Here is a 5,609-nt window from a genome sequence, read left to right on the forward strand (position 1 = left end):
TACGGGCGCGCCGGAGGACGGCGCGGTCGGTCCCGCCACCGGTACGGCGGCGCTTCTGGCCGGGGCCGGCACCACTCTCGTCGCGGCCACCCGGCGCCGTCTGCGCTGATCCGGCGGGCCGCTCCCAGGGGTCGGAGCCGACAGGGTCCGCGCCGGCACCGTCCGTTCATCCTGGTCTGCGACGATCCCCCCGTGGACTACCCGAACTACCCGAACCACCCGAACAGTCAGGCGCCCGGCGCCCCCGTCCGCTCCGGCATCCCCGAGCACGGCCGCATCCCCAAGTACTACGCCGTGAAGGCGCAAGTCGCCGCCCTCATAGAGGAACTGGGCGAGGGAGGGCTGCTGCCCACCGAGCGCGATCTCGCGCTGCGGTACGAAGTCTCCCGGGAGACCGTCCGGCAGGCGCTGCGCGAACTGCTGCTCGAAGGGCGGCTGCGCCGGCAAGGCCGTGGCACGGTCGTCGCCGGTCCCAAGCTGGAGCAGCCGCTCTCCCTCGCCAGCTACACCGAAGGCGTCCGCCGCCAGGGCCGCAGGCCCGGCCGTACCCTCATCTCGCTCGAGCGCTTCCCCTGCCCGGACGCCTTGGCCGCCGAGATCGGGATCCGGCGCGGCGAGCCCGTCTGGCACATGGAGCGAGTCCTGCTCGCCGACGACGAACGGGTCGGCCTGGAGTCCACGTACGTCGCCGAAGCCCGCGTCCCGCACCTGGACACCGACTTCGACCCCGACTCCTCCTTCTACGCCTATCTGCGCGAGCGGCTCGGGATCGGCTTCGGCGACGCGGACGAGCGGATCGAGACCGTGCTCGCCACGCCCCGGGAGGCGCTGCTCATCGGGACCCCGCCCGCGCTGCCCATGCTGCTGATGCACCGGATCTCCCGGGACACGGCCGGACGGCCGCTGGAGCGGGTGCGGACCCTGTACCGAGGGGACCGGTTCTCCTTCACCACTCACCTGGGCGGCTGAACAGCAGAGCCCCCCCACTGTCGAATCACCGCAGAACGGACGCCAGTTGAGGCTTTTGGTCACAGACCAATAACGGCTGCTGCCCCGCATCCGCCGCCGCTGGGCCGGGGTGTACGCGCAGTGCACCGACACCACCCGTGTCGTGCACCGGCAGCAGGTCCGCGACGGCGTGTGGCTGGTGACCGGACCCGGTGGGCGCGGCATGACCTGCTCGCCAAAGACCGCCACCGGCAGCTGACGCGCACCCAAGAGTTCACCGCACGTCTCTGGTCTCCTCCCGGGCATCGCGGAAAGATAACGGGTATGGACCAACGCCCCTGAGGAATCAGGGGCGTTGGCATGCCCTCGCTTGCTCGCCCGCGCCCGCAGGGCCGGCATCCCGCACCCTCCCGTCGAATCCTTTCCCCGGAGGATCCCCATGCCGATCAACGGCATATCCCGTCGCACCGTCCTCGCCGCCGGCGCGGCCACCGCCGCGGTCGCCGCCACCAGCACCGTCACCGCCGCCACGGCCCGCGCCGCCGCCCCCACCGTCCCCAACGGCACCAGCGCGGACAAGGTCCTCGTCGTCGGCATGGACGGACTGCGCCACGACAGAATCGACGCCGCCAACGCGCCGCACCTCAAGTCGATGACGGCCGACGGAACTTACGGCCTGTCCCTGCTGTACGCCAACCCGATGGCCGCCACCTCCTCCGGCCCCGGCTGGTCGACCATCTCCACCGGCGTGTGGCCCGACAAGCACGGCGTCCGGGACAACACCTTCACCGGCCGCAACTACACCCAGTACCCCGGCTTCCTCGCCCGGCTCCACCAGATCCGGCCCCAGCTCTCGCTCTTCGCCGCCGTCGACTGGAAGCCGCTGGACACCTACGGCACCGTCACCGCCGGCGCCGACGCCAAGATCGTGCTCGACGGCGACCGGGACGGCTACGTCGGCCACGACGAGACCATCACCGCCGACAGCGTGAGCGTGCTGCGCGACCAGAACCCGGACGTCGCCTTCGTCTACCTCGGCAACACCGACGTCGTGGCCCACTCCTACGGCACCGGCCGGCGCTATCTCGACGCCATCGCCGTCCAGGACGCCCAGCTCGGCCGGATGCTGAACGCCATCAAGGCCCGTCCCACGTACGCCACCGAACGCTGGACCGTCATCGTCTGCACCGACCACGGCCATGTCGACGCCGGCGGCCACGGCGGCTCCGCCATCGAGGAGCGCCGCACCTTCGTCCTCGCCACCGGCCCCGGCATAGCAGCCGGGCTGCGCCCCATCGACACCCGTCTCGTCGACGTCGCCGCCACCGTCTTCCACCAGTTGGGCATCGCGCCCGACCCGGCCTGGGGCCTGGACGGCAAGCCGATCCAGCAGCGCTCCACCGACCCCTTCGACGCCCTGCACTCCTCCCTCACCAGCCGGGTCGACGAGACCGGTATCCCGGCCGGCGTCCTCGGCTTCACCCACACCGCGCCCAGCGGCTGGTCCGTCATCAACAACGCCATGGGCACCGGAGGTATGACCGAGTGGCGCGGCTGGTCCTTCGCCACCGACGAGTTCTGGTCCCGCACGCAAGCGGGCCAGTCCCGGGAGCTCAACGTCCGCGCCCGCGGCGTCTTCGCGGTCGCCGACTCCGACGAGTGGTCCGACAAGTCGTTCTCCGGCACGTACGACTCGACCCTGGTCACCCCCGCGTACGGCGTCGGCGGCAAGACGAAGGTGACGCTCGGTTTCACCACCTTCTACCGCCAGGAGGGCAGCCAGACCGCCCAGGTCCTGGCCAGCTTCAACGGCGGCACGCCCACCCTCGTCACGAGCTACACCTCCGACGTGATCTCCCAGCCGCAGTCCCTCACCGTGAACGTCCCCTCCGGCGCGTCCAGTGTCAGCTTCCGTTTCCGCTACACCGGGTCCAACAACTGGTACTGGGTGATCGACGGGGTCACGATCGCCACTTCCTGATTAGTCTGGGGGCGTCGCCACAGCGCTGTCGCGTCGCCCCCAGAACACCGCACGTCATGTACGGCAGGAGTCCCGCACCCATGGCAGAGCGCAAGCCGATCGAATCCTGGCTCACCGACATGGACGGAGTCCTCATCCACGAGGGCGTCCCGATCCCCGGCGCCGATGCCTTCATCAAGAAGCTGCGCGAGACCGGGAAGCCCTTCCTGGTCCTCACCAACAACTCCATCTACACGGCGCGCGACCTGCACGCCCGCCTCGCCCGGATGGGCCTGGACGTCCCGGTCGAGAACATCTGGACCTCGGCGCTCGCCACCGCGCAGTTCCTCGACGATCAGCGCCCCGGGGGCACGGCGTACGTCATCGGCGAGGCGGGGCTGACCACCGCCCTGCACGACATCGGCTACGTCCTCACCGACCACGACCCGGACTACGTGGTCCTCGGCGAGACCCGTACGTACAGCTTCGAGGCCCTCACCAAGGCGATCCGGCTCATCAACGAGGGGGCCAGGTTCATCGGCACCAACCCGGACGAGACCGGCCCGAGCCCGGAAGGCCCGCTGCCCGCCACCGGCTCCGTCGCCGCGCTGATCACGAAGGCCACCGGCAAGGAGCCGTACTTCGCCGGCAAGCCGAACCCGCTGATGATGCGCACCGGCCTGAACGCCATCGGCGCCCACTCCGAGACCAGCGCGATGATCGGCGACCGGATGGACACCGACGTGCTGGCCGGTCTGGAGGCCGGCATGGAGACCTTCCTCGTCCTGACCGGGCTCACCACCCCCACCGACGTGGACCGCTATCCCTTCCGGCCGTCCACCATCGTCGACTCGATCGCCGACCTGGTGGACCGGGTCTGATCCGAACGGTCGGCCATACGGAGGACCGGCCGCCCCGCTGCGGATGCGAAATGCCCCGGACGGGGTGAACCTGCCACTACCAGGAGGTTCACGATGCGTTCAAGGCCGATTGCTCTCCGTGCCGCAGGGGCGGCCGTCGCCGTGGCGGCCCTGGCCCCCGCCGCCCCCTCCCATGCCGAAGGCGGCGTACACGTCACCGTCACCCCCTCCACCGCGGCGCCGGGCGCCGACGTGGACATCCGGGTCACGGGCTGCAAGGGGACGGCCGGCAAGGCGAGATCCAAGGCCTTCGTCGCCGACGCGGAGCTCTCCCGACGCGAGGGGGGTACGTACCCGCTCTTCGGCGACACCACCATGAAGTCGGACGTGTCTCCAGGGACGTACAAGGTCACCGTCGTCTGCGACGGCCGCGACCACCCGAACGCCGGGTCCTTCGAGGTAGGCCCCAAACACCGGCCCACGCATGAGCCCGAGCCGTCGCACCATCCGACCCATCGGCCCACGTACGAGCCGACGCATCAGCCGCACCACAGCCCTGTGGCGCCGGTACGGGCCGGGGGCGGGGGAGCGGCGTCGATGGCCGCCGCCCCGGAGTCCGCGGACACCACCACGGTTGAGGAGCAGGGCCCGGGCACCCGGCACACGGTGATCGGGCTGGTCCTCGCGGCCGTCGCGGCGGTCCTGGTGGCCCTGCGCAGCGTCCGCCGCCGTCGTGGCGCGGACAGTCACTGAGATGCCCACCGGCGAACGCCCGGCCGGGACCGGCAGGCTCCTCACCGGCGTGGCCTGGGCGGTGCTCCTGCTCGGCCTGTGGCTGTGGGCCCGCGAGGCGACCGGCGGCTCGGGCCGCAGCTCGGCGCCGACGACCGGCGACGTGGCCGCGGTCGGCAGGCCCCTCGGGGTGGCCCTGCCGCCCGCCCACGAGCCGATGGGTCACGCCGCGCCCCGGCGGGTGGAGATCCCCTCCATAGGTGTCACGGCCCGGGTCGTCCCGCGCGGCCTCGACCCGACCGGCGCCGTGGAGCCGCCGCCGTATGCCGCCGCGGACGCGGTCGGCTGGTTCGACGGCGGGGCGGAGCCGGGCGTCCTGGGCGCCGCGCTCCTCGTGGGGCATGTGGACACCGAGAGCAAGCCGGCCGTCTTCTACGGGCTCAGCGCGGTCCGCCCCGGCCAGAAGGTCCGGGTGACCAGGAGCGACGGGTCGGTAGCCGAGTTCACCGTCGACGACGTGCAGGTCTTCACACGCGAGCGGTTCGACGCCCGGAAGGTGTACGGGCAGCGCTCGCCCGACCGGGCCGAGCTGCGGCTGATCACCTGCGGCGGAACGTTCGACCGGGCCACGGGTTCCTACACCGCGAACGTGGTCGTCTCCGCGTACCTGACCGGCGCGTCGAAGCCGAGGGCCGCCGCGGCGGCGCCGCCGTACGCCCCCACCTCCTGACTCGGCCGACGGCCTGCCTCCCCCTGGAGCCGCCGGCCGAGCCGGGCCTCGACCGCGGGAGCCCCGGGCTGCGGGAGTAGCCCGGCGGCGCCGCGGGAGGTCACAGTGGACCGAAAAGCCTCACGCTGCGCGTGCATGCCTCGTGACTGAGCCAGGGGCAAGAGCCGCGAGTTCACTTTAGGACGGTGAACGCCCCTGGCCTAGAGGTCAATTGACGCCATGTCGCGATCTCGTCGCTCTGCGTCGTGCCCGAGCGGACGATCAAGGCCCCCTCACGTGAAGTAAGGGGGCCTTGACTGTGCGTGCGCCGCCAGGGACTCGAACCCCGGACCCGCTGATTAAGAGTCAGCTGCTCTAACCAACTGAGCTAGCGGCGCCT

General features: G+C 71.5%; 5 protein-coding genes, 1 tRNA gene and 1 pseudogene. 6 read left to right on the forward strand and 1 reads right to left on the reverse strand.

Translation table 11 applies throughout. From position 1 onward, the window contains the following. Positions 1 to 192: 192 nt before the first annotated feature. The 6 genes and pseudogenes from IEZ01_RS10690 (at position 193) to IEZ01_RS10715 (ending at position 5,230) form a co-directional block, all read left to right on the forward strand. The gene (locus IEZ01_RS10690; RefSeq protein ID WP_189201315.1) at positions 193 to 969 is read left to right on the forward strand and encodes a GntR family transcriptional regulator; all 777 of its coding nucleotides are present in this window, start codon (positions 193 to 195) and stop codon (positions 967 to 969) included. Positions 970 to 1,042: 73 nt separating this feature from the next. Next, positions 1,043 to 1,207, forward strand: a pseudogene (locus IEZ01_RS10695) (FAD-dependent oxidoreductase); the annotation flags it as partial. 180 nt (positions 1,208 to 1,387) lie between these two features. Further along, positions 1,388 to 2,929, forward strand: coding sequence for an alkaline phosphatase family protein (locus IEZ01_RS10700; RefSeq protein ID WP_189201317.1), 1,542 nt, complete (start codon positions 1,388 to 1,390; stop codon positions 2,927 to 2,929). 80 nt (positions 2,930 to 3,009) lie between these two features. Further along, positions 3,010 to 3,789, forward strand: a complete 780-nt coding sequence (locus tag IEZ01_RS10705; protein WP_019886645.1) for an HAD-IIA family hydrolase — start codon at positions 3,010 to 3,012, stop codon at positions 3,787 to 3,789. Positions 3,790 to 3,882: 93 nt separating this feature from the next. Next, entirely contained in the window at positions 3,883 to 4,521 is a 639-nt protein-coding gene (locus IEZ01_RS10710) for a hypothetical protein (protein WP_189201319.1), read from the forward strand. A gap of 1 nt (position 4,522) precedes the next feature. Then, positions 4,523 to 5,230, forward strand: coding sequence for a class F sortase (locus IEZ01_RS10715; RefSeq protein WP_189201321.1), 708 nt, complete (start codon positions 4,523 to 4,525; stop codon positions 5,228 to 5,230). Between the two features lie 303 nt (positions 5,231 to 5,533). On the opposite strand, the gene IEZ01_RS10720 is transcribed toward IEZ01_RS10715, so the two are convergent. Then, positions 5,534 to 5,607: transfer RNA gene (locus IEZ01_RS10720), tRNA-Lys, on the reverse strand. Positions 5,608 to 5,609: the final 2 nt, after the last annotated feature.

The organism is Streptomyces purpureus (genome assembly GCF_014648195.1).
Classification (GTDB): domain Bacteria; phylum Actinomycetota; class Actinomycetes; order Streptomycetales; family Streptomycetaceae; genus Streptomyces; species Streptomyces purpureus.